This window comes from Phoenicibacter congonensis (genome assembly GCF_902386915.1).
In the GTDB taxonomy this organism is placed as follows: domain Bacteria; phylum Actinomycetota; class Coriobacteriia; order Coriobacteriales; family Eggerthellaceae; genus Phoenicibacter; species Phoenicibacter congonensis.
On sequence record NZ_LR698997.1, the window covers coordinates 189,955 to 211,372 of the forward strand.

Below are 21,418 nucleotides of genomic sequence, written 5' to 3' on the forward strand. Positions count from 1 at the left end.
TCAACGCTAAAAATAAACACAAAAGCGTCAAAAGATCTCAAAAGAAAAATGCATCCAAAAAACCCAAAATCACATTTATCTTGGATAACAAATGATGGTAACACAAATTATCATTTTGTAACACCAAAGCATAGTCTAGCTTTTCGTTCGACATCACACGCTTCCTACTTCAAATGGTTGAAAATAGCTTCTGTTTTGGCGAATGCAATATAATCAAGGGTGCACGAAAAATGAAGAATACTGGAGCATAAATGACTCAAAGAAACCCAATGAACGAACGATATCAAGACGAAGACCGCAAGGGTCACTCACGAAAAAGCGCAGCATCCGCAAAGCCAAAAACAAGTGCCGCAGGAACTATTACTATTCAAAGCACTGAGAAAACCGCAAAGCAAAAGAAACAAGAGCGCAAGCAACGTGAGCGTGAACAGGCTGCAAAAGACCGCGAACTTGCGATGAAATATTCAACACCCGACTCACCAGAATACAAAAAATGGAAAAAAGCTTGGGCCATTGGGCTTTTCTCTGCGATTCTTCTGGTAATCGCTTCGTGGTTCCTTCGCGAAGTCCAGCCAGAGTGGATTTCCATTGTTGTGCTTGCATTAGCATACATTGCAATCATATTTGCTTTCTGGGTTGACCTTTCTAAAATTAAAAAAGTCACACGCAAATGGCAAGAAGAGCAAATAGAAAAAGAAAAGAAAGCCAACAAAGGTAAATCAAAGAAACAAATTGCCGAGGAACGCGCACAGTATGAAGAAGCCCTGAGAAAAGCAAAAGAAGAACGCGAAGCAAATTCCTTAACAGGAAAACTCAAAAAGAAGCGTGCCGAAAAAAAGGCGGCAAAAGAGCAAGAGAAAGCTGAAAGCGCATCGAACAGTTTAGAGCAATCAACCAAAGAAGAAAAAGAAGCTAAGAGCGACAAAAAAGACAGTTCAGACAATAAAATAGAGGAGACAAAATAATGGGAAATTGCCTCATTGCTCAAAGCGGTGGACCAACTGCTGTTATAAACGGAAGCCTTGCTGGCGTAATTCGTGCGAACCAGCTCAACCACAAATTTGGCAAGGTTTTGGGCGGAATCCACGGAATCGAAGGCGTCCTTAAAAACAAGCTCTTCGATTTAACAGATCTGCCAGCAGATGAGGTTTCACTTCTTCGACAGACACCTTCGAGCGCACTTGGAACTTGTCGCTACAAGCTCAAGCGTGATCAAGCGGAAGATTTCGAGACGCTAAACCAAGTTCTTAAAGAAAATGACGTGGACGTCATGTTTTATGTCGGCGGAAATGATTCGATGGACACAGTGGACGCTCTGAGTGAATGGGCAGCAAAACATGGTTCAAACACTCGTTTCGTGGGCATCCCAAAAACGGTAGACAACGACTTGGTCCCTCCAGATCATTGCCCTGGTTTCCCAAGCGCGTCAAAATTTGCAAACCTTGTTACAAAGGCAACAGCATTTGACTACGATGCCTACACTCGCCCAGAAGTTTTTGTTCTTGAAACAATGGGCCGTGACGCAGGATGGCTCGCAGCAAGTTGTTGCATGTCAGGCGTCGTTGATCTTCTCGTTCTCCCCGAAATTCCTTTCGAAAAAGATGCTTTTCTTGCACAAGTGCAGAAGTACATGGATGAGAAAAACAGTTGCTACATCGTCATTTCTGAGGGAGCTCGCGATGCGGAAGGTAACTATGTTTCCGCAGGTGAGAGCGCAAATGACGGTTTCTCCCATGCCGTTTTAGGAGGAGCTGGAATAGCTCTTAGACAAATGATCGTTGACGCTGGCATTGCACCTCGCGGAGTTGTGCAGGACTTATCACGTGCAGCCCGTTCAAGCAATTTTGCAATGAGCAAGGTAGATTATGATGAGGCCTATGAACTAGGACTTTCTGCACACATGCACGCATGCGACAACGATTTCACAGCAAAGGTTGTTGGAATAAAACGCGGTGCGAACGCAAGCGGCGAATATGCTGGAGAAGTGTTTGTCGACGACGCAAGCAAATTCGCAAATTTTGTAAAACAATTCCCAACACAGTGGGCAAAGGCAAACTATGGCGGCATCACAGAAGAGGCAAAAGACTATTTCGCCCCACTAATTAAAGGGCAGCCTCAACTGAATTGGAGCAACGACGGGTTAATTCAGATGGTCAAGCCGTTTAACCTGCGATAATAGTTACAGCCAAACAATAGTAAAAAGCGGGATGTAGCTCAGCTTGGTAGAGCGCTGCGTTCGGGACGCAGAAGCCGCAGGTTCAAATCCTGTCATCCCGACCATTAGAAAGAAGACTGCAGTGGCAATTAAAAGACCAGAAGGAACATTCGATCTTTTCGGGCAAGAGATGCAAGAGTGGGAGCTCTTCAAAAAATGCGCAAACGAAACATTTGGAGCTGCTGCATATGAATTAATACAAACTCCTACGTTTGAAAAAACTGAGCTTTTTGTTCGCGGAATCGGCGACACAACAGATGTTGTGAACAAAGAAATGTATTCGGCACTATCAGGCGGAAACATTGAGAAACTCAAATCAGGAGAAGAGATTTCTTCGAAAGCTCAGCTGACGTTGCGACCAGAAGGAACAGCAGGTGCTGTTAGGGCGGCTGTCGAAAATGGCTGGATAGACCAAGCATCGCAACCTGTTCGGATTTGGTATGCAGGTCCAATGTTTCGCGCCGAACGACCACAAAAGGGGCGCCAACGCCAGTTCCACCAAATTGGAATTGAATGCCTTGGCAGCAATGACGCTTCGCTAGATGCACAAGCAATTGTATTGATGATGCAGCTCTTTAAAGAGTTCGGCATCGATGTGGATAAGTGCACTCTCCACCTAAACTCACTCGGCTGTGAAAAATGCCGTCCAGCCTACCGCGAAGCAGTCAAAAAATTCATTCACACTAACACCGACTGCATGTGTGAAACATGCATGGAGCGAGCTGAAAAGAATCCTCTTCGTTCATTTGATTGCAAAAATCCAGAATGCAAATCGGCTATGCAAAACGCACCTCTAATTGATCAATATTTATGCGATGATTGCAAAGCTCACTTTGCAAAAGTTAAACAATTCCTTGATCTCGCAAATTGCAAATATGAGATAGACGCCACACTTGTTCGTGGTCTTGACTATTACACAAAAACAGTTTTCGAATGTACTTTCAATGACGGTCTCGGTGCGCAAAATGCTATCGGGGGTGGCGGAAGATATGATAAATTGGCGGCAGAAATTGGCGGTCCTGACATCCCCGGCCTTGGATTTGCAGTCGGCTTTGAGCGCTGTCTTCTAGCAAAGAAGGCTTCTGCGAGCAAATCGTTTGCAACAAAACGCAAGGGATTGTTCATCATTCCGCTCGATGAAAATGCGAAGAGTTTTGCAGAAAAAATGTTTGTTTTAAACAGCTTTAACCCAGAAATAAAGCTTGATATGGACCTTCGCCCAGAAGAAACAGGTCAAACTTGCGTTAGGAGTTTAAAATCTCAGTTAAAGTTAGCTAACAAAAGCAATGCAGAAACTGCTCTCATCCTTGGGAGCGACGAGATGGAGAATAAATGCTTCACCGTGCGCAACCTCGAAACGCATGAAGATTCAAAGGTCAGTTTTGACGACGCCAAGAAAGCATTGCACACCTCAATTCCGCAGGAGTAGAAATGACTGAAAACAAAAAATACACTGTCGTGATAGTCGATGATCAGCCACTTGTCCGCAGCGGCTACAAAGCCATCCTTTCAGTTTATGACGACATTGAAGTTGTTGGGGAAGCCACAAACGGCATTGAAGCAATTGAGCAAGTCCAAAAATTGCATCCAAACATTGCGCTCATGGACATTCGCATGACGAAAATGAACGGAATTGAAGCAACAAAGCGAATCGTCAGCGACCCACAATGCAAAGGCACTCGTGTCCTCGTGATGACGACCTTTGACCTCGATGAATATGTTTTCGAAGCTCTCAAAGCAGGAGCAGGCGGGTTCTTGTTAAAAGATGCAGAACCAGAAGATATTGCAAATGCAATCAGAACAGTAGCCGATGGAAACGCTTTGATTCAACCCAGCGTCATGCGCCGATTAGTAAACAAGTTTGTCAAATCTGACCCCAAAGAAGACAAACCAGCACCGATTAAAAAAGGCCAAGAACTTGATGACCCTCTGACTGACCGTGAACAGGAAATTCTCGAGCTTGTTGCCCAAGGTCTATCAAACAAAGAAATTGGCGAGAAGCTGTTTATTTCACCTGCAACCGCAAAAACTCACCTCTCTCGCATTATGCAAAAAACAAATTGCCATTCGCGGGCTCAACTAGTAGTCTATTACAATTCATAGACTCACTATTTTGCCGTACTCTTGCTTGCAAACTAAACGCCTACCTTGCTGAGCGCTCTCCATTTTATGCGTGCTCCTATTTTTAGTGGTTCTCCATTGCAATGTTGTCTAAATAATAAGAAAGCAGAGCCAGCTTCCTCCGCCTCTAAAAAAACACACTCGTGAAAACAAGAGATAAATGAGGATTGATTTATGCAAAGTGCTTTCTGGTCGCTTTATAGTTTTGAAGATGGGTGGAAAACTCAGCGGAAGTGTCGCTATTGCCTGTTCGCCATGTTTTATGATCGATTATCTCGGATTGAAACCCATAAAAGGCATCAATATAGGTGATTAAATTGTCGAGAGCTTCGAGCTGTGCCGAAGGATAATCGCCACTGCCACCAACGTGAACCATCTCAATTCCAATTGAATAGGAATTCATTCCATAATCGGCAAAGTTTCCTCCAATTGGAACTGTGCCCGCTTTGTCGTCGCGGCTCTCGTCCTCGACTCCAAAATCAATGTTGTGGCCTGTGTCTCCAAATCCTGCATGATGCGCTATTTTGTCCATTGGAACACATTGGACAATCGAGCCATCCGTGTTGACAATAAAATGCGCCGCAACAAGGTTACCACTTGCCTCCCAACCGTTTACAACAGAGGATGCATCGTTTGACCCCTCCGTGTCATGAAGAACAATATACTTCTGAAAGTCAGCACCCTTTTCACCATGGATGAAGTCATCTCTGTAGTCTTCTGTGAGTTGCAGCTTTGCCTTTGCTTCCTCAATTAGAGCTTTACGATTTTCAACATCAATCTGCTGGTTCTGTGCCTGAACATCTTCTTCAGAGACTGTTTTATCGCTCAATTGAACATCATCAAAATCATTAGCTGAAGAGTCATGTTGAGTTCCCGAACAACCAATAAGAAAGAAGGAAGAAACTAGGGCAGATAAGAAAAAAATTCCTAAATTTCGCGAAAGTGTTCGTAAAGACAGGACAGCAGTCTGCCTTTGGAAACTTAGTGTAAAGCTATTGCTAACAGCTCCGTAATCATGACACGTCAAATCGTCATGATGGCGACCAAAGAGGTCATTTCTACGATTAGTAACCTCTCTATAATAATGCCCCGAGGCATCATGTGGTCGCATTTCGCAGTTTAACGAGCAATTACTATCTCTTTGAAAGCACCACGCCATATTACTAATCAACTCACACCGTAACCTTAGTTCGGATGCACCGAATTAACATCATAGCCACGCTCAGAAAGAACAGAAACCATCAAAGAAGCATTTTCATTCTCAATATCGGTTGGTCTATATTGATTTAAAAAATCATCAGGTGCAATTGTTCCTCGATACCAAGACTTAGAATTAAAGTAGTTCTGAAGCCAATCATTTTTAAACATGCGACCGTGACGTGCCCATATTTCATTTTGAGCAAGACATATCTCATCGCCCGACATGCTAAACAAATCAGAGCGAGATAGATATCTTATATCACTGTCATTAATGACATAGGTATTATTAAAGCCAGTTTTTGTTCCACTTGCTTTTCCAAGATTTTGTCTGATGTCAGAATATTCATTGCTATCTGAAGAAGACTGTTGATTGCTGTCGCTAGTTGATGCTTTATCATCGCTCTTCTTTTCGGAGTCTTTTGATTGCGTTGCCTCATTAGCCTGTTTTGCAGCATTAATTGAAGCCTCGTTCGATGACTTTGAAGTGAAATAAATTGCACAAGCTGCAATCAATGCGACAATCACGACACCCACAACAATTGTTATTGTTATTGGGAGTGCTTTGCTTGAAGATGCACTTCTGTTCGGAGAATCTGCTGAACTTTGCTGATATACCTGTGCGCACTCATCAGTTTCCTCCGCTGAAACAGCGGGCATTACAGCTGTTTTGTCCGGTTCGAATGTAGGATATGCATAAACTTCAACTCCAGTGCAATCAACAGCATCAATGCTGTATTCCTTACTCTGATCTGCTTTTACTGTCTCAAGCAATTCAGTCTTCTGTTCAGAAATGTCTTCACCTGCCTCTTTGTTTTCAGAAGATTCTGGTTTCTGTTTCTCAACTTCGAAACCACATTTAGTGCAGAATACATCTCCATCATGCAACTCTGAGCCGCAATTTGAACAAAACATTATCTCTCCCAACAAGAATTGGCCTTTCTATTTATTTTAAAGAATAGACTTTCGGCAAAGCGGATTAAAAACAATGCACTGTGCAACATTTAGACTTCGCTAAGATCTACTTCCCGTTTGCAAAGGACACTTAATTGCCACTAATCCAATTGCAAAATTGGCGTCCAGTTAATGCTTGTTTAAATTATTTCTTCTTGGGAGCAAAATGACAATCACAAGAATGACTAGCAAAGGGAGTGCTATTGCAAGAGCGACAAGAATTGGATTAATCCTCATTGCATCAGCTGCAACCGAGGCCATTGTGCCATCTGCGTTCTCAGTTCGATGGCCACGAACTAAAAGCCTGTGAGTGTTGACACCATATGGCGTGCACGTAACAAGCGTGCAATAGTCTTTTCCTTCAACGATTTGCAATGCCTCAGTGTCGTTTGGATCAACAATCAAAATTTGATCAACTTCATATGTGAGAACCTCATTTAAGACACGCAAAACAAAGGTGTCGCTTTCCTTTAAGCTATCAAGATTAGTAAAAAGCATTGCATTCGGAAGTCCTCTGTGTCCCGTCAAAACACAATGCGAAGAGGCTCCTCCAACTGGCAAACTCGTCCACTCCAAATGACTTATTGCAGTGTTTAAAACTTCATCTCCAGTTCCGTGATAAATCGGAAGAGAAACTTTGATTGAAGGAATTTCGATGTAGCCCATCATGCCAGTCTCATCGATTCTCAAAAGCTGCTCATATCTCACCTTTTCAGCTTCTGACAAGTCATATTTCTGAGGTTTTTGAGCAAGTTCCGCGTTGTATTGTTTCGCATCATTCAAGATTTTTTCATAATCAGCAGAATCAAGATCTTTCACGCTTTCATTGTAGGAAGCAATAGCTCATGACTGATGTAGTGAATTAACATAATCACTGAAGGTTGGATATAGCAAAAGGCAGAAACCTAAAACTAGCATTAGAACAAGTATTACAGTGCTTAAATGCTTTTTCATGAGATATGCCTCGAGTCACCTCTAGATATATATCAGTTGCCTAAATAGTTAGCGCAAGTTTATTTCGCTAGCAAGCCACTTTCTTTGTTTCTTTTCCGAAAATTGTCTTGACTCCTTTGTAGGCGAGAACAAGCGCAAGAGCGAAAAGAAGAATTGCAAGGACAAGCTGCGCCACGACGCCGGCCACTCCACCAGCCTGAGCTGCCAACACAGTCGCTGGACCCGTGAGCAATGTAATCTTTGCCATGCCTGTTTGGAAAAGCGAAGTGAGAGTGACTACCAACATAAATGCCATTGGAATATAGAGCATTTGATTTTTCTTCCCAGCATTTTTGAGCCAGGCACAAACTGCAAGAAGAGCAAGTGCCGCAAGCAGTTGGTTCGCTGCACCAAACAATGGCCAAATGATTGTATATCCTGTCAATCCCAAACCAATTCCTGCAAATACGGTAATGACGGTAGCAACATATTTATTTGAGAGGAATTTTCTTGCTGGCGATTTTACCGACTCATGAGTTTCGTCTGACTTTAGCCATAACTCCTGGAACATGTAGCGCGCTAAACGAGTCGCAGTGTCAAGAGAGGTCAGGCAAAAAGCAGAGACCGCAAGAATGAGCAGCGTGTAGGCGATGCTCTCATAATTTTTAAGGCCAGGAATGCAAGCGAGCATCTGTGACAGACCTGAAGCAAACACAGCAGTTGGTGATGCATAGCCACCCTTGCAATATTCTGCCCAAACGAAACCAACTGCTACCAAAGAAATGATTGCAAGCAAGCATTCAATGAGCATGCCGCCATATGCAATTGGAAGTGCTTGCCCTTCGTTGTCGATTTGCTTTGAAGTTGTTCCAGAAGCGACAAGAGAGTGGAACCCAGAAATTGCGCCACAAGCAATCGTGACAAAAAGCGCAGGGAACAATGAGCCGCTAACAGCCGCTTTGTTAGTGATTGTTTTGCCTGCTTGATCTAAAACTGCTTGACCTGTTGAAGGGTCAAAAGCCGCATTGCTGGCGAAAAAGCCAGTAAAAGCAGGAATTTGCAAATCTGTAGCTGCACCAGTGATTGTCGCACCAACAATGCCAACAATTGCGAGAACAATCATTCCGTAAAGTAGGTAACTGCTCAAATAGTCGCGAGGTTGCAACAAAATCCAAACAGGAGCAATCGATGCAATCATTATGTAAACTCCCAGAAGAAGCATCCAGGTTTCATAATCGAGGCTTACGATTGGGAAGTTGTAGCCAAGAGCAACAACAATAATAATCATGACTATTGCAGAAACAATGTTTGCAACATCGGGAATCTGGCGACCCTTTGTGACGAGGCCCCAGGCAATTGCAATAACAATAAACAAAATAGAAATCATCGCAGTTTGCTCATTCGCACGCGCGGCAGCGTCACTCTGATTAGCAAGACCGACCGCAAATGTGTTAGCAACAATCGATGCAAATGCTGCAACAACAAGAATCAATGTGAGGTATGCAAAAATGCAGAAGAGCTTCTTTGCAGTCTCGTCCATGTTCTCTGCAATTACCGATGCGAGCGTGTGGCCCTTGTGACGAATTGAGGCAAACAGCGAGCCAAAATCGTGAACAGCACCAAAGAAAATGCCACCGATTAAAACCCACAACATTACAGGCACCCATCCAAAAACCGACGCCTGGATTGGTCCATTAATTGGACCCGCTCCCGCAATTGAAGAAAAATGATGTCCCAAGACAACATATGGCTTGGAAGGCACGAAATCGACTCCGTCTTCCAACTCATGTGCAGGTGTTGGTCTTGATGGATCCAGCCCCCAAGTCTTTGCTAGCCAACGACCATAGGTCAAATAACCAGCAACAATAATGGCTGCTCCAATCCCAAAAATAACTAAAGCATTCATCCAAATCTCCTTACCCAGCTGCTAAACCACCTCTAGCAGCGCAAGCAATTATAAAACGGCATGGAACTCGATTAATAAATTTTTGGAATTTTTCGCTAAACCTAAAGAATTGTTAAATTTTGTTTAACAACAGGCAAAAGATGTTTTGCAAATGCATTAGTTGCGACCTCATTTTTGCTCAAATCAACAACAACTAAACGCAAGTCAGCCCAACCCCAAAAGGAGAATTTATAATTTTTGCGGCGCTTGACATGTTTTGCCATCTTAAAAGCTGTTGAAGCGACAGTGTTGCAGACACAAACCAAAGTAATAGCAGAGCTCATGTGGTCGGGTCGCGGATTGACCTTCTCAAACCCGCATGTTTTCATGAAGTCGACAAGATGTTGAAGTTCGCAACCATCTAAAGCATCAATCGCTTTTAGAAACATGTATTCATCTGCCTCGACCGACCACAGTTTCGCCTTTTTTGAAAGAACATATTTCGAACCCAGCTCATGAAATTCCGCATAGCCCTCGAATTTTTCACCGCAATAGGAATAGTCTTCATAAACATCAAAAGAATTCGAGATGCTTTTTAAAAGTGCTTTTATTAATTTTTGCGATTTATCCATGTTCCCAACAGTGTAGCAAGTTATTTAATGAAATTCACACATACAATAAATTCTCGTGTCTAAAGAATTCTATCGCCTCGGAAATAAAAAGGGCGAGCAAACCGCCCGCCCAAAAAATAGTCGTGTTTAACGCCAACTATGCAGCTTGCTTTGCAACCTTTACGAGTTCTGCAAATGCATCTTTGTCATTAACTGCAATGTCTGCAAGAGACTTGCGATCAAGCAAAACTCCAGCTTTCTTAAGACCATTCATGAATGTTGAATAGCTCATGCCGTTAAGTCTTGCTGCTGCATTAATGCGAGTAATCCAAAGGCGACGGAAGTTGCGTTTCTTGACGCGACGATCGCGATATTGGTACTGCATTGAGCGGCGCACCTGCTGTTTCGCGTTTTTGTAGGAACGTGATTTTGCACCATAATATCCACGGGCAGCCTTTAGAGTGCCACGACGCTTTTTACGAGCTGAAACTGATCTTTTAATGCGTGCCATTTAGTCGCACCCTCCTATCTTCTTCCAAGGTTGCGCTGTACTACCTTGTAATCAGCGGTTGCCATCTCTGTTTCTTTACGGAAATTTCTCTTCCGTTTTTGTGATTTTTTAGTCAAGATGTGGCTCTTAAATGCTTTTGCACGCATTACTTTTCCGCTGCCAGTGACGCGGAAACGCTTTGCAGAACCGCGATGTGTCTTCATCTTTGGCATGCTAGTTTCTCCTATTCTTCCTCTTGCTTCTTGGCAGCCTCGCGTTGTTTAGCTGCTCTTTGCGCTTTTCTCGATTGTGTTGCCTGTTTTTTATTTCCCGATTTTCCCGAAGGAGCAATGGTCATATGCATGTTTCTGCCTTCCAGAATTGGTTTGCTTTCAACCACTGCAACATCTGACAAATCATCGGCCAGACGCTCAAGAATTGAAATCCCTTGTTCTGGATGAGCCATTTCACGTCCGCGGAACATGATGGTAATCTTCACCTTGTTTCCGTCACCAAGAAAACGAAGGACGTGCTTTTTCTTGGTCTCATAATCACCAACATCGATCTTTGGACGGAACTTCATTTCCTTAACCTCAATCTTTGTCTGGTTTTTCTTAGCTTGCTTTGCTTTTACAGCCTGCTCATATTTGTATTTGCCATAGTTCATGACTCTGCAAACTGGAGGCTTGGCATCTGGTGCTATCTCAACGAGATCATATCCTGCAGCAGCAGCTATGTCGAGAGCCTGCGAGAGCGTGAAAACTCCCATTTGGTTTCCGTCGTAATCAATCAAGCGGCATTGCGCGCAATTGATTTCTTCGTTCAGCCTTGGTTCTGGCTTGGCTATTTAAACCACCTGCTTTCTAAAATAAAAAAGGCTTGCACAATCGTGAGCAAGCCATATAAATACAAATTTTAAGTTGTAAACCCGACTGCTAAACGCAACCAAGGTGGAGCGGCTTTGCTCACTTCGCGCATAACATTATACATAATTTCTTCTCGAGGTATGGAAATTGCAAGCACAAATTATTCGTAAAGAGCCTTTAGTTTTTCAAATGCTGGCTTTGAGTTGATGATAGTTTCTTTGGCAATGCAATAGGAAAGACGAATCCATCCTTCAGCCCCAAAACTCTCACTTGGAACAATTAGCAGGTCGAGCTCCCGCGCTTTGTCAGAAAATGATTGAGCACTTGGTTCGAGTGCCTTCATCCACAAATAGAAAGCACCTTGTGGCTCTGCATATTCATAGCCAAGATCGTCAAGCATTTCAGTTAACAATGCTCGATTTTCAGCATATGGAGTAACATCGGTTGGAACATCAATGCAGTCGGCCAAGATGTGCTGGAACATCACTGGTGCGCAAATGTGGCCCAGAGCGCGTGCAGCTCCAGTGATTGCAACATAGACGTCACGTGCGTTTTCCATGGTGTCGCTAACATAGGCATATCCAATGCGCTCGCCCGGCAAGCTCAGAGTTTTGCTCAAAGAATTGCACACAATTGTGCGCGAATAAATGGACGGAACCCATGGCACTTCTGCACCATATGTAATCTCGCGATAGGGTTCATCGCAAATTAGATAAATCTTAGTTCCAAATTGCTTTTCTTTAGACTCAAGAATGTCAGCAAGCTTCTCAAGGTCTTCACGAGGATAAACTGCACCTGTTGGATTGTTTGGGCTGTTGAGCACAAATGCTGAAGTTTTTTCGTTAATTGCTTTTTCAATCTCATTAAAGTCAAGCTGGAATGACTTCCTATCACAAGCAACAGGCACGAGAGTTGATCCTGCAGTGTCAATCCACGTTTTGTATTCAGGGAAATAGGGGGCAGGGACAATGACCTCTTCACCAGGAAGCGTGACCGCACAAAAAGAAGCTGCCAAAGCTCCAGATGCACCATGGGTTAAAAAGACGTTGCTTCCGCCGGCCCTGAAATCATATGTTCTTGTGATGAAGTCGGCAAGAGTATTACGAACTTGCTCAATGCCAGCAGCAGTTGAATAGGAATGCAGTGCAACTGGATCATCGTTCATGTGTTTTAAAATGCAAGCTTTTACTTGTTCTGGGGCAGGAACGCTTGGATTTCCAATCGAGAAATCATAGACCTTATCATCACCCACAACTTTCTTGCGTTGCAAACCCCACATAAACAACTCGCGGATAGCGCTAGGCTCGTCGCCTAATTTTGACATTCTTTCATTCAGCACTTTTATCTCCTTTCACGTGAACAATGATAGAACAAATGAAGTTAAGGTTAGGAACAATGCTCTCATGGGCGGCGACTTTTACCAAGAAATAACAAACCATCATTTTCGCAATGATGCTTGCCGAATGAGCAGGTTTAAAGTTTCTAACGTTAATGTGACAAAAGACCAAATTAGTTTACAGAAACAAAATGAATCAATGAACATTATCGGTGGGTCCCACCCATGAAGTAAAATAAATACATGGATCGACACATTCACAGAGCACAATATTTAGCAAGAAGGCGCAGAGAAGCAAGAAGGCGCAGGATTATTGCCGCTAGCACTGTTGGGATTTTGGTTGTAGCTGTCGTTGGAGTGTTTGCTTTTATGAACGCAGGAAGAGGTTCTGAGGAGCAACCTGCAACAGATATCCTGCCAGTTGGAAACGAAGCAACCCAGCAGCAGAATTCTGAATCAAAAGCAAACGCTGAAAACATAGTTATGACTCTTTTTGGCGACAAAAACACACTTGTTCTTAAAGGTGAAGATTACATCGAGTCGGGTTGTCACGCAGTTGACACTACAAAAAACGAAAACATTTCAAACATCAAAGTTGAAGGAAGCGTTGACACTTCAAAGACTGGCGACTATCAAATTAAATACACTGCGACCGACTCAACTGGGAAAAAAGCAACTTGTGAACGAAAGGTGAGCGTTGTTGATTCTTTTGATGGAGGAAACGCGCAAGCAGTGCCAGTTTGCATGTACCACTATGTTTATGACGAGACTAACAAGCCTGACGAAGTTGATAACAACTGGATTGAAGCAAGCCTTCTAGAACAAGAGATTTTATGGACAAAGGAAAACAATTTTTATTACCCTTCCTATGAAGAGCTAGCAGCATTTGTCGACGGGAAAAAAACACTGCCAATGAAGAGCATCATATTTACGTTTGATGACGGCAAGCCTGAATTCCTGCAAAGCGGAATTCCGTTGTTTAACAAATGTGAAGTTCCTGCAACTTCTTTTGTAATTTGCAGTGACGCTGATGCAAGTGAGAAGGTTTTTGGCAACCCAAGCAAATTTGTACAATATCAATCACATTCATATGCAATGCATGTTGCCGGCAGCAATGTTGGCAGAGGGGGAAGAATCCATGCATGCTCCTATGATGAAATTTTGGATGACCAAAAACAAGCTGCCGCTTTAACAGGAAACTCGCAAGCATATGCATATCCTTTTGGAGACCACAATGAAACTGCCGAGAAAGCATTACAAGATGCAGGTGTAATTTGTGCTTTCACGATTGAAAACCGTGCTGTCAAACCAGGCGACGACAAAATGGCTTTGCCTCGAGTGCGCATCAGTGGAAATTATTCTTTTGAGCAGTTCTGCGCATTGGTTTCATAAAGACTAAAAACATGCCTAAACACAACCCTTTTAAAAGCGCTCATCTGATAGAAAAAACTATTGGATCTTCTAACGAGATTTCCTTCAACGTTCTTGAAAGCAAAAAACTAAAGAACGGAAGTGATTCAGCTCCTGCACCTTGGGAAATTTCGCCTGAAGCAGTTGCGAAGAAGAAAAAAGCAAGGGTTCGAGGAAGGCTTCTCACAATTCTTTCAATCGTGGCCGTCGTTTTAATTGGCATTGTTTTTGCAATTTGGGGCTTCGCTGGTTTGTTTCAAAACTATGCAGGCTCAATGGACAAATTGCACAGCCAGATAAATGACGTGGTTAAGACCTCCGACGACCTTGGCGAAATGAGAAGCACCCTGCAACTGTTGCTTAACAATGACCCGAATGACTTCGGCACAAATGTTAATGCCGACAACCTAACAAATCTAAAAGACAAAGCAGAGAAATCAAAGTCGGCTTTAGCAAGTGAAAAATCAAATCTTGAAACTACTCTTTCTGAAATTGCAACTCCAGCCGACCGCGACGGAGCAAACAACGCAATCACATTAGCTGATAAAGAGTCAAGGCTAATTGACCTTTATGAAACCACTTTTTCTTTTGCATACCCTTTCATACTTTCAAAAGAAAATGCAAATAACGCAATGAAAGACCTGATTGATGCCGACGCAAAAGACCGTGAGGCATCGCAGTTGTTGGGCAATGCGAACACCGATGACGCTAAAAAGGCAATTGATGCCGCGAACGAATCAAAACAACTCGCAATTAACGCTAAGGGTCTTTTCCAAAACGTTGTTGACGCAAATTTCCAAAACGAAGAATTAGGACTCGATAGTGCCCTTCTGCAGAGCTATGTCGACTATTGTGACTACATTATTTCTTCACAGGATGCAACAGTAGCGGTGGCTAACGCCTACATTGACCGCAACAAAGAAGAACTCCAAGCTCAAAACGATAAATATAACGAGCTAAAAACGGAAGCTACCGACATTTCTAAAAATTGGAATCAGCAATTGCCCGATTTAATCAATGACCAGTTCAAGGAAAAACGGCAGGGCAACACCGATGCACTCGCTCAGGATTTAAAAGACCGGGATGCAATTTACAAACAGGTTAAAAGCTACATTAATGGTAAATAACTTTATTAAAATTAGATTGTCATAAAACAAACAAGGAGATTAGACATGTCATCAACAGTTATTGTCGGAACTCAATGGGGCGACGAAGGAAAAGGCAAAATTACAGACCTTATTTCTGGGGACTATGACTTCGTAGTTCGATGCTCAGGAGGAAACAACGCAGGTCACACCGTTATCGTTGGTGACACAAAACTCTCGCTTCACCTCATGCCGTCAGGCGTTATGTATGAAAACTGCACTCCAGTTATTGGAAACGGATGTGTCGTCGACCCTGGAGTTCTTGTTAAGGAAATGGCGATGCTCAACGCAGAAGGCATCAGCTGTGAACGCCTTAAAATCTCATGCGATGCGCACGTTATCATGCCATATCACAAGATCCTCGATGGTGCCGATGAAAAGCGCCTCGGTAAAAACAAAATTGGCACAACAAAACGAGGAATTGGTCCATGCTATCAAGACAAAGTTGCACGCCGCGGTATTCGCATGCAAGACTTGCTTGATGAAAAAATCTTCAAACTAAAACTTGAGACTGTTCTAGAAAGAACAAATGCTATTTTGAGCAAGGTTTATGGGCTACAAACATTTACAATGGAAGAAATTCTCGAAGAATACCTAGATTACGCACGCATTCTCAAAAAACACGTCGCAGAAACGGCACAGCTTTTAAACGACGCACTTCGCGATGGTAAAAACATTTTGTTTGAAGGCGCACAAGGAACAATGCTTGATGTTGACCATGGCACCTATCCTTTCGTGACATCATCAAGTTGTTGTGCAGGCGGCGCTTGCACAGGAGCAGGCGTTGGACCCACTCGCATTGATAATGTTCTTGGAATTATGAAAGCCTACACGACTCGCGTCGGTGAAGGACCATTCCCAACAGAACTTCACTTCAAAGAAAACGGTGGAACTGGCCAAGATGCAATTGACGGCGAGCTGCTCTGCCAAGAGGGCCACGAGTTTGGCACCACCACTGGAAGAAAACGTCGCTGCGGCTGGTTCGATGCAGTGGTTGGCAGATATGCTGCTGACATTCATGGACTCACCCAGATTGCGCTCACAAAACTTGACGTTCTTTCAGCGTTCGAAACTTTGAAAGTTTGCGTTGCATATGAATGCAATGGTCAAAAATATGACTACTTCCCAATGCAGCAATCAGTTCTTTTTCATGCAAAACCAGTCTATGTTGAATTGCCAGGCTGGAAAGGGCACGATCTCACAAGTGCAAAAACATTTGATGAACTTCCTGAAAACGCGAAGAAATACATTAACTTCCTGGAAGAGTCTGTGGGAGTGAAAATGAACTTCATTTCCACTGGCCCAGACAGAAATCAAACAATCATTCGCTAGAAAAACGGAGATCCAACGAACACCTGAATGCGTTTTAACTAGATGTTAAACACTGATTTAAGTAAATAACTTTAAAAGTCGCTCCAATTTATTGAAGTTTTAGCAGTAAAAATGTTTATGACAGCAGAACAAGCAGCAATGATAATTTCACTGCTGCTTGTTTTTTTAGCTGCAATCCAAGACAGAAAAAATCGTGAAGTTTCAAACTGGTTCCCAATTTTTTTAATCATTGTGTTTTTGATAGCACGAATTGCATTAGTGTGTTTTGGAAAAGACAACCCCATTGACTCAATATTGATTCCTCTTGCTTTCTCTATTGCAACGCTGATTGTGCTGCTAGCACTGACTGTTACGCTAGAACGAATAAAAGGAAAGGAGATGTTTGGTGGCGGTGACATCAAAATCATCGCATCGACAACTCCAATTTTAGGAATAGAAGGACTGTTGTTCGCTTTATTGGTAGCTTTTAGCGCAGTTCTGCTCTGTCTGTTTATTAAGAAAAACAGATTCGCAAGCTTTGACAAAGACACCACATTTCCATTTGTTCCATTCTTTGCAGTGGGATTTGCAGCATGCACAATAATTTCATTCTTGTAACAAATCCATGCTGCAGTGCTAAATCTATTAGTGAAAGAAATAGCTAACTCACAAATTCCTATTCTTCAAACTGGCTGTTATAAAGAGTGGCGTAAAAACCACCTTTGGCAAGGAGTTCCTCGTGATTTCCTTGCTCAACAATTTCTCCATGATTCAAGACGAGAATCTTGTCGGCGTTTTTGATTGTCGAAAGCCTGTGGGCAATCACAAATGAGGTTCTTCCCACCATCAATGTGTCCATTGACTGCTGAATCAATTGCTCGGTTCGCGTGTCAACACTACTTGTTGCTTCATCGAGAATTAGCATCGGGGCATTCTTGATCATTGCGCGCGCAATCGTGACAAGTTGACGCTGTCCCGCCGACAAAGCAGAGCTGTCATTGAGCACTGTTTCATAGCCTTTAGGGAGCGTTTGAATGAAGTGATGCAGGCCAACTGCCTTGCATGCGTTTATGACCTCTTCGTCGGTCACTCCCTCTTTTGAATAAACGATGTTCTCGCGAATTGTCCCTTCAAAAATCCATGCATCTTGCAAAACCATGCAGAATTGATCATGTATTGCTTGACGAGAGAGCTTCGTGGTCTCAATTCCATCAATGTAGATTTTTCCACCTTGCAACTCATAGAAACGCATGAGCAAATTGATTAAAGTTGTCTTTCCTGCACCTGTTGGCCCAACGATTGCAACCTTCTGACCAGGCTTAACATCAGCAGAGAAGTCTTGGATGATGATATCTTCAGGGTCATAACCAAAGCGAACATGCTCAAACCTAACTGCGCCAGCAACGTTATCTAAACATTGAATATTGTCCTTCTCAGTTTCCATTTCATCTTCATTTAGGATTTCAAAAATCCTCTCTGACGCAGCTGCAGCACTTTGCAGCGAATTTGCAGCTTGAGCAAATTGACTGAGAGGCTGCGTGAATTGACGAACATAAACCATAAAAGCCACAATCACGCCAAAAGAAATGATGCCGTTAATGGTGAGAACTGCACCGACAACACAAACAACAACATATCCCAAGTTGCCAACAAAACCCATGAGAGGCTGCATCAGCCCACTTAAAAACTGGCTCTTCCACGCGCAATTATAAAGTTCATTGTTGATGCGTCTAAATTCTTTCTTCACAGAGTCTTCTGCTGTGTAGGCTTTAACCACCGCGTGGCCAGAATAGGTTTCCTCAATGTGCCCATTAAGAGAACCGAGCGATTGTTGTTGCTGGTTGAAATATTTCTGTGATTTTTTGATGATCACAAGCATGATTGAGAAACCAAGAATTGATGCTCCCACGCCCGAAAGCGCCAAAATCCAGTTTGTGGTGAACATACAGAATAGCGAGCCAAAAAACATCACGAATGCAGTAATTAATGCACCTAGACTTTGATTGAGCGTTTGTCCAATCATGTCAACATCGTTTGAGATGCGTGACATAACATTACCAACTGAAGTTCCATCAAAATACTTCAAAGGCAATTTGTCAATTTTCAACGAAATGTCGGTGCGCAACTTTTTCGAGAGCCTTTGCGTGACTGTTGCCATAACAAAGTTCTGCAAAAAGTTGCACAGCCATGCAACTGAATAGATGATAGTGAGGATAATCGCTATTTTGACGACTGCAGCTACATCGATGCTTGACGCGATGCCTTGAGCAATGAGGTCTGTGATTTCCGAAAGTTTTCCTGGGCCTGCTAGATTTAGCGCACATCCACAAACCGCAAGCAATGATGCAACAATAATTCCTGGAAGCCAATTTTTTGCATAAAGCATCAGGCTTTTAATCGCGCTTCCAAAGTTATTCGCCTTTTCCCCTCCGACAAACTTTGAGCCAGGTCCCATGTTGCGCCGAGGTCGTTTAGGTAGTTTTATCTCCTCGTTATCTTGAGGCATTCTTCAATTCCTCCTCTGACAACTGCGATTCTGCAATTTCCCTGTAGACCTCACAAGTTTTTAATAAATCAGCATGTCGACCGTGACCAACAACTCTGCCCGAATCCATTACAAAAATTTGATCAGCATCAATGATTGTTCCAATTCTTTGCGCAACGATTAGCTTAGTAGCATTGCTCGTTTTTTCTTCCAAAGCATGACGCAACAATTTGTCGGTCTTGTAGTCAAGTGCTGAAAAAGAATCATCAAAAACATAAATTTCAGGATTTTTATAAATCGCTCTAGCTATCGAAAGACGCTGCTTTTGACCACCTGAAAAATTTGTGCCGCCTTGCGACACTTCTGCCTTTATGCCATCTTCTTCTTTGTCGACAAATTCTGTCGCCATCGCAATGTCGAGAGCTTCACGCACGCGCGATTCACTCACTTCTCCTTCGCTGCCATAGGCAACATTGCTCTCGATTGTCCCCATAAACATAATTGGCTTTTGTGTAACAAAACCAACTTTTTTTCTGAGAGAGTCTAGCGTAACGTCACGAACGTTCTTGCCATCGACGATAACCTCGCCATCACTGCAGTCATAGAATCGAGGAATGAGTTGAATGAGGGTGCTCTTTCCGCTGCCCGTCGACCCAATAAAAGCAACAGTTTCGCCTTTATGAATCTTGATATTAATGTCATGAAGAACAGGTTCTTCAGCATCAGGATATTGAAAACTGACATTCTTAAACTCAATTGCGCCAGTCTGTTTGTCGTCAGAAAAAATTTCATTTCCATCACGAACTGTCACGTCGGTTGAAATTACCTCATTAATTCGTTTTGCCGCAACAATAGCGCGAGGGGCAATAACAAACACCATAACTATCATCATGAACGACATGACAATTTGAATTGCATATGAAGAGAAAACGACCATGTCACTAAAGAGGGCAAGTCTTGCTGGAAGATTGGCTCCATTGATGATGTAGACACCAGACCAGTAAATCGCAAGCGTGAGCCCTGACATAATGAGTTGAATTGTTGGGAACATCAGCGACATTCTGCGTGAAGTAAACAATTGAGTTCGGGTTAGAGCGTTGTTAGCCGCTTCGAACTTTTCCTGCTGATAGCCTTCAGCGTTATAAGCTCTAACAACTCTCAAACCTGTTAAGTCTTCACGTGATACTCGATTCAAGTTGTCGGTTAGCTGTTGCATCATTCGAAACTTTGGCATGACCACCGATGTGACAACGCCCATCACAACTACAAGAATCACAACTGCCCCGCCAGTTATTGCTGCCCACTGCCAGCTTTTTCCCATGATTTTTACAGCTGCCCAAACAGCCATAATTGGCGCTCGCGCAACAGCTTGCGCTCCAATTGCAATGCAAAGTTGAATTTGCTGAACATCATTTGTAGTTCTTGTAATTAAACTAGCAACAGAAAATTCCGACATCTCACTGCGCGAAAAATCAATTGTTTTAAAAAAGACTTTTTCTCGAAGAACACGAGCAAGACCAGCCGCAACTTTTGCGACAAAGAAGCCTACGACAAATGTAGTTCCCAGGCCAGCAAATGCACAAAGCAACATTTTGCCCCCAGCAATGAGGACTTCAGACAAAGCACTTCCCTGCGTTTGAACGAGTGTAGTGATTTCACGCATGTAATCTGGCAATTTAAGGTCAAGACCAACCCCTGCCACGAGAAAAATGAGCGCTACAAAAAGTCGCGCCCAATCAGCTTTAGATAAATATTTAAACAACTTTAACATCTTTGATTATCACGGCTTGCAATTATGCAACAAATTTAATGCCGTTCGGCTGAACAACAAAAAATGAAACATTAGGTGTATAAAACCTGGTTCAATATAGCCAATTTTTCCATTCTAGATGAGGAGTTCATCAAATACATCTATCCAAAAAACTTTTAAGCCAATTCGGTTAGAAGACACAATCAAATGATCTTAGAGATAAAAGCAATGTGACAAACGATAAAATGAGTTTTGCTAAACCTTATAAATTGTTCACAGGACAAGAAATAGCTAGCATTTTTTCGATTGCATCATGAAGTGTTCTTGCTGGAAGCGTGTTTACTGCATGATATCGCACCTCTTTGCCAACCCTTCTGCCTTCAATTAAATTAGCTTCGCGCAAAAGCTTTAAATGATGGGCCACAGCAGGTGAACTCATATCGAGCATTTGCGCAATGCAAGCCGTGCAAAGTTCTGCATGGGTCAACATCCAAAAGATGCGAACACGATTAACGTCGCCAAGATGTTTAAAAGAATCGGCAAGGCGATTGAATTGGTCGATGTGGTCGACGAATTTCTTCATCGCTTCAAGCTCTTTTTCGTTTCCATGAGAGTGCTGAATGTAGTCTTTAGTCATTTCGATTCTCCTTTTTAAAAATTATAACAATTAAGCGTTTATTTAATCTATTAGTGTTATGATTAAGCAATC

Annotated in this window: 20 protein-coding genes and 1 tRNA gene; 9 read left to right on the forward strand and 12 right to left on the reverse strand. The window is 42.8% G+C overall.

Going from position 1 to position 21,418, the window contains the following annotated elements; translation table 11 throughout:
• Nucleotides 1-251 precede the first annotated feature (251 nt).
• The 5 genes from FXZ76_RS00880 (at nt 252) to FXZ76_RS00900 (ending at nt 4,318) form a co-directional block, all read left to right on the forward strand.
• Entirely contained in the window at nt 252-965 is a 714-nt protein-coding gene (locus FXZ76_RS00880) for a hypothetical protein (RefSeq protein WP_079535256.1), read from the forward strand.
• Complete coding sequence (locus FXZ76_RS00885; protein WP_079535257.1) at nt 965-2,176, forward strand: diphosphate--fructose-6-phosphate 1-phosphotransferase; 1,212 nt, start codon at nt 965-967, stop codon at nt 2,174-2,176. Before FXZ76_RS00880 ends, FXZ76_RS00885 begins: the two co-directional genes overlap by 1 nt.
• A gap of 27 nt (nt 2,177-2,203) precedes the next feature.
• Nucleotides 2,204-2,280 (forward strand) — tRNA-Pro (locus tag FXZ76_RS00890).
• Between the two features lie 17 nt (nt 2,281-2,297).
• Nucleotides 2,298-3,644 (forward strand): histidine--tRNA ligase, encoded by a 1,347-nt coding sequence (hisS, locus tag FXZ76_RS00895; protein ID WP_079535258.1) that lies wholly within the window; start codon nt 2,298-2,300, stop codon nt 3,642-3,644.
• Between the two features lie 2 nt (nt 3,645-3,646).
• Nucleotides 3,647-4,318 (forward strand): response regulator, encoded by a 672-nt coding sequence (locus FXZ76_RS00900; protein WP_079535259.1) that lies wholly within the window; start codon nt 3,647-3,649, stop codon nt 4,316-4,318.
• A 190-nt stretch (nt 4,319-4,508) separates the two neighbouring features.
• On the opposite strand, the gene FXZ76_RS00905 is transcribed toward FXZ76_RS00900, so the two are convergent.
• From FXZ76_RS00905 to FXZ76_RS00945, 9 genes are all read right to left on the reverse strand, one after another.
• Nucleotides 4,509-5,165: an N-acetylmuramoyl-L-alanine amidase gene (locus FXZ76_RS00905; protein WP_231961713.1), complete on the reverse strand. Its 657-nt coding sequence runs from the start codon at nt 5,163-5,165 to the stop codon at nt 4,509-4,511.
• 356 nt (nt 5,166-5,521) lie between these two features.
• Entirely contained in the window at nt 5,522-6,448 is a 927-nt protein-coding gene (locus FXZ76_RS00910; RefSeq protein ID WP_079535261.1) for a YARHG domain-containing protein, read from the reverse strand.
• A gap of 168 nt (nt 6,449-6,616) precedes the next feature.
• A complete protein-coding gene (locus FXZ76_RS00915) occupies nt 6,617-7,327 on the reverse strand; it encodes a class C sortase (RefSeq protein ID WP_197682117.1) in 711 nt (236 codons plus the stop codon).
• Between the two features lie 181 nt (nt 7,328-7,508).
• Nucleotides 7,509-9,326: a carbon starvation CstA family protein gene (locus FXZ76_RS00920; RefSeq protein ID WP_079535262.1), complete on the reverse strand. Its 1,818-nt coding sequence runs from the start codon at nt 9,324-9,326 to the stop codon at nt 7,509-7,511.
• Between the two features lie 101 nt (nt 9,327-9,427).
• Entirely contained in the window at nt 9,428-9,937 is a 510-nt protein-coding gene (locus FXZ76_RS00925; RefSeq protein ID WP_079535263.1) for a hypothetical protein, read from the reverse strand.
• Nucleotides 9,938-10,073: 136 nt separating this feature from the next.
• A complete protein-coding gene (gene rplT / locus FXZ76_RS00930; protein WP_079535264.1) occupies nt 10,074-10,427 on the reverse strand; it encodes a 50S ribosomal protein L20 in 354 nt (117 codons plus the stop codon).
• Between the two features lie 14 nt (nt 10,428-10,441).
• A complete protein-coding gene (rpmI, locus tag FXZ76_RS00935) occupies nt 10,442-10,639 on the reverse strand; it encodes a 50S ribosomal protein L35 (RefSeq protein ID WP_079535265.1) in 198 nt (65 codons plus the stop codon).
• Nucleotides 10,640-10,650: 11 nt separating this feature from the next.
• Nucleotides 10,651-11,253 carry a translation initiation factor IF-3 gene (gene infC / locus FXZ76_RS00940; protein WP_079535266.1) on the reverse strand — a complete coding sequence of 201 codons (603 nt, stop codon included), beginning with the start codon at nt 11,251-11,253 and terminating at the stop codon, nt 10,651-10,653.
• Nucleotides 11,254-11,432: 179 nt separating this feature from the next.
• Nucleotides 11,433-12,611 carry a pyridoxal phosphate-dependent aminotransferase gene (locus tag FXZ76_RS00945; protein WP_079535267.1) on the reverse strand — a complete coding sequence of 393 codons (1,179 nt, stop codon included), beginning with the start codon at nt 12,609-12,611 and terminating at the stop codon, nt 11,433-11,435.
• 240 nt (nt 12,612-12,851) lie between these two features.
• On the opposite strand from FXZ76_RS00945, the gene FXZ76_RS00950 reads away from it, so the two are divergent.
• From FXZ76_RS00950 to FXZ76_RS00965, 4 genes are all read left to right on the forward strand, one after another.
• Nucleotides 12,852-14,000, forward strand: a complete 1,149-nt coding sequence (locus FXZ76_RS00950; RefSeq protein WP_079535268.1) for an immunoglobulin-like domain-containing protein — start codon at nt 12,852-12,854, stop codon at nt 13,998-14,000.
• 11 nt (nt 14,001-14,011) lie between these two features.
• Nucleotides 14,012-15,145 carry a hypothetical protein gene (locus FXZ76_RS00955; protein WP_079535269.1) on the forward strand — a complete coding sequence of 378 codons (1,134 nt, stop codon included), beginning with the start codon at nt 14,012-14,014 and terminating at the stop codon, nt 15,143-15,145.
• 45 nt (nt 15,146-15,190) lie between these two features.
• Entirely contained in the window at nt 15,191-16,495 is a 1,305-nt protein-coding gene (locus FXZ76_RS00960) for an adenylosuccinate synthase (RefSeq protein WP_079535270.1), read from the forward strand.
• Nucleotides 16,496-16,612: 117 nt separating this feature from the next.
• Nucleotides 16,613-17,092 (forward strand): prepilin peptidase, encoded by a 480-nt coding sequence (locus tag FXZ76_RS00965; RefSeq protein WP_157887267.1) that lies wholly within the window; start codon nt 16,613-16,615, stop codon nt 17,090-17,092.
• A 58-nt stretch (nt 17,093-17,150) separates the two neighbouring features.
• Here the strand turns inward: FXZ76_RS00965 and FXZ76_RS00970 are convergent, their stop codons facing one another.
• The 3 genes from FXZ76_RS00970 to FXZ76_RS00980 all read right to left on the reverse strand — a co-directional run bounded on the left by FXZ76_RS00970 (nt 17,151) and on the right by FXZ76_RS00980 (nt 21,346).
• Nucleotides 17,151-18,980, reverse strand: coding sequence for an ABC transporter ATP-binding protein (locus FXZ76_RS00970; RefSeq protein WP_079535272.1), 1,830 nt, complete (start codon nt 18,978-18,980; stop codon nt 17,151-17,153).
• Entirely contained in the window at nt 18,967-20,721 is a 1,755-nt protein-coding gene (locus tag FXZ76_RS00975; protein WP_197682078.1) for an ABC transporter ATP-binding protein, read from the reverse strand. The genes FXZ76_RS00970 and FXZ76_RS00975 overlap by 14 nt, the downstream gene beginning before the upstream one ends.
• A gap of 250 nt (nt 20,722-20,971) precedes the next feature.
• The gene (locus FXZ76_RS00980) at nt 20,972-21,346 is read right to left on the reverse strand and encodes an ArsR/SmtB family transcription factor (RefSeq protein WP_197682079.1); all 375 of its coding nucleotides are present in this window, start codon (nt 21,344-21,346) and stop codon (nt 20,972-20,974) included.
• Nucleotides 21,347-21,418: the final 72 nt, after the last annotated feature.